Origin of the sequence: Microbacterium sp. H6 (assembly GCF_003314775.1) — a bacterium.
Lineage (GTDB): Bacteria > Actinomycetota > Actinomycetes > Actinomycetales > Microbacteriaceae > Microbacterium > Microbacterium oxydans.
Map to the genome: position 1 here is coordinate 14,029 of NZ_QOAY01000253.1, position 3,200 is coordinate 17,228.

Sequence of the window (3,200 nt, forward strand, 5' to 3'; positions counted from 1 at the left end):
CACGCGGCGGTCACGGACCGTCGCCCGGTGGCTCGCCGTGACCGGTGTCCTCCTGGCGCTCGTCGTCGCCTGCGGCTGGATCCCGGGGCTCGTCGGCACCGCGGTCTCGGCTGTCCTCCCGTGGCTGGGGATCATCCTCGTCGCACTGGTGCTGGTCGCCCTCCTGCGTGCGCCGCGAGTTCTCGTCCTGATCCTGGTTCCCGCACTCCTGTGGGCCCTCGCGATGATGCCGGCGTTCCCCGGCCTCCCCGGCGGGGCGGACGTGGAGTCGGCTGCCGCATCCGAGCTGACCGTCGTGAGTCAGAACGTGCGAGCGCGCTCCGGTGGAGCCGCATCCTCCGCCTCCGAGCTGGCGCAGAGCGGTGCCGACGTGATCGCCCTCGTCGAGCTCGACGGAGACAGCCTCTCCGCCGCGCAGGACACCCTCACAGCGGAGTACCCGCACTCCTACACCGTCGGGACGGTGGGCGTCTGGAGCAGGTATCCCCTCGCTGATGCCGAGCCCCTCACACTCGGACTCAGCTGGAAGCGCGCGCTTCGCGTCGAGGTGCAGGCCCCGTCCGCTCCCGTCGCCGTCTATGTGCTGCACGCGGCATCGGTACGGCCAGGGCACCAACAGGACCGTGACACCATGCTGGGCGGCATCGCGGAAGAGGTGGCGTCCGACCCGGCGGAGTCGCTGATCGTCGTCGGCGACTTCAACGCACCGTCGACCGATCCGAGTCTGACCGCCCTGCGCGCGGAGACCGACTGGGTGCGCCCGACCGACGGAAGCCTGGGCTTCACATGGCCCACGGCCTTCCCACTCGTCCGCATCGACCAGGTGTTCGTACGCGGACTCGACGTCGTCACCTCTGGCACCATGCGCGCAGGCAACAGCGACCATCTGGCGACCGTCACCCGAGCCCGATCCGCGATCACTCCGTAACCTGCCACCGAGGGGTGCCCTGCCAGGCGAGAATGGAAGCATGGATTGGCAGACGACCTCCGAGGACACGGTGCCCTCTGCACCCGTGACGGAGGCCGATGTCAGGCTGCTCCGCGCCCGTCCGCCGGCGACCGGCGCCTGGCGGGACGGCGACCCCGTGGGGGGTCGTCGCTTCGCCGCCTTCGGACCGTTCGCGACCGAGAGCGGTGCAGAGCTCCCCGGCATCCGCATCGCCTACGAGTCCTGGGGCGAGCTGAACGCGGCACGGGACAATGCCGTCCTGGTGCTGCACGCGCTCACCGGCGACAGTCACGTGCGCGGAGCCGCGGGCGCCGGCCACCCCACCGCGGGCTGGTGGGAGGACATCACTGGTCCTGGCGCTCCGCTCGACACGGACCGCTGGTTCGTGATCGCCCCGAACATGCTGGGAGGATGCCAGGGATCGACGGGACCTGCGAGCATCGCCGCGGACGGCTACGAATGGGCGTCGCGCTTCCCCTACCTGACCATCCGCGACCAGGTCGCCGCCCAGGTGCGCCTCGCCGATGCTCTCGGCATCGACAGCTGGGCCGCGGTCATCGGCGGCTCCATGGGAGGGATGCACGCGCTGGAATGGGCGGCCACGCACCCCGAGCGTGTGCAGCGCCTCGCCGTGCTCTCCTCTCCCCCGGTGACCACCGCCGACCAGATCGCGCTCAACACCGTGCAGTTGGAGACCATCCGCATGGACCCGCGCTTCCAGGGCGGCGAGTACTACGACCTCGCGGACGGCGACGGTCCGCACCGGGGGCTCGCCCTCGCCCGACGCATGGCTCTGCTGAACTACCGCAGCCCGATCGAGCTGAATCAGCGGTTCCAGCGCTCCTGGCAGTCCGACGTGTCACCGCTCGGTCACGGCGGACGCTTCGCGGTGGAGTCGTACCTCGACTTCCATGGCAACAAGTTCACACGCCGATTCGACGCGAACAGCTACATCACCCTGGTCGAGGCCATGAACTCGCACGACGTCGGCCGCGGTCGAGGAGGCGTCGAAGAGGCGCTGCATGCCGTCACCGCGACCACGTTGGTGCTCGGGATCGACAGCGACCGGCTCTTCCCTGTCGACGGACAGCAGCGCATCGCCCGCAGCATCCCGAACGTCATCGACGACGAGGCCGTGGTCATCGCCAGCGACTTCGGACACGACGGCTTCCTCATCGAGACCGAGGCGGTCGGCTCGAATCTGCGGCGCCTGCTCGAGAGCTGACCCCTCCGCTCAGCTCGGTTCGAACCGCCAGGGCAGCGAACCCGCCTCGAGACGCCCCTGCTCCCAGGCGAAACCCCGACCGGCATCGGAGTCGAGCACCCGCGTCTGGAACAGCTGGGCCGAGCCGCCCGAGGAGAGTGCCGAGGACACATCGCCGAACGCCGAGAGCTGATGCAGTGTGATCCAGGTGGGCGGGTACAGGCTCCACGTCCCGGACGCATGGCGCGCGAGCGCCTCAGCCGGGCGCACCCACGCGATCTCCTCGACCTCGTCGGCGGAGGGCGCGGCCTCCCCGGTCGGTGCGTGAGCGAGGAAGAACCAGGTCCGGATGCGCGTCGGTGCCTCCGGCGGCGGCTGCCACTCCGACAGCACGATGAGATCCTCGACCGTGAGGCCGACCTCCTCGGCGGTCTCCCTGATGGCGGCGTGCCGCGCATCGTCGATGTCGCCACCCCCGCGGATGTCACCGGGCTCGACCTTGCCCCCGGGGAAGACCCACGCTCCCGCGAACGAGCCGCGATCGGGCCGCCGCATCAGGAGCACCTCGAACCCCGCATCCGACGCCCGCAGCAGGACAACGGTCCCGGCCACGGGCAGAGTCGTCTCGGGAGCACTCACCCCGTCACTCTACGGTGCGGTCGTCTACGGTGCGGTCGTCTACGGTGCGGTCGTCTACGGTGCGGTCGTCTACGGTGCGGTCGAGGTCGGTGCTGTCGATGTCGAGACGACCGATGCCGATCCGGCCGATACCGCTGTGACGAGCTCCACCGGCGCGGGACGACGCCCTTCGACGCGATAGGACAGCAGGGCGATCAGCAGACCCGCCACGGCGAGCGCGGCCCCTGTCCACGCCGGTGCCGTGAAGCCCCAGCCTGCGGCGATCACGACGCCGCCGAGGAAGGCACCCAGACTGTTGCCGATGTTGAGCGCGGAGTGGTTCATGGCTGCCGCGATCGACTGGTTGTCACCGGCCACATCCATGAGGCGGGTCTGGATCGTCGGGCTCAGCACCGACGAGACGAAACC

3 protein-coding genes and 1 pseudogene are annotated in these 3,200 nt (G+C 70.1%); 2 read left to right on the forward strand and 2 right to left on the reverse strand.

What is annotated here, in order from left to right; translation table 11 throughout:
- Together DSP71_RS16040 and DSP71_RS16045 are read left to right on the forward strand one after the other, a co-directional pair.
- Window positions 1-928: endonuclease/exonuclease/phosphatase family protein (locus DSP71_RS16040; RefSeq protein WP_220151129.1), on the forward strand; the 928-nt coding region annotated here is incomplete at its 5' end.
- Between the two features lie 40 nt (window positions 929-968).
- A complete protein-coding gene (locus tag DSP71_RS16045; protein ID WP_113681586.1) occupies window positions 969-2,174 on the forward strand; it encodes a homoserine O-acetyltransferase in 1,206 nt (401 codons plus the stop codon).
- 9 nt (window positions 2,175-2,183) lie between these two features.
- Here DSP71_RS16045 and DSP71_RS16050 read toward each other — a convergent pair whose 3' ends face one another.
- Both DSP71_RS16050 and DSP71_RS16055 read right to left on the reverse strand, forming a co-directional pair.
- Window positions 2,184-2,792, reverse strand: coding sequence for an NUDIX domain-containing protein (locus DSP71_RS16050; protein ID WP_113681587.1), 609 nt, complete (start codon window positions 2,790-2,792; stop codon window positions 2,184-2,186).
- A gap of 69 nt (window positions 2,793-2,861) precedes the next feature.
- A pseudogene (locus DSP71_RS16055) lies at window positions 2,862-3,200 on the reverse strand (MFS transporter); the annotation flags it as partial.

What these genes read in the sequence shown, in the direction of transcription:
- DSP71_RS16045 (WP_113681586.1), top strand. Translation starts at nt 969, where the DNA reads ATGGATTGGCAGACGACCTCCGAGGACACGGTGCCCTCTGCACCCGTG.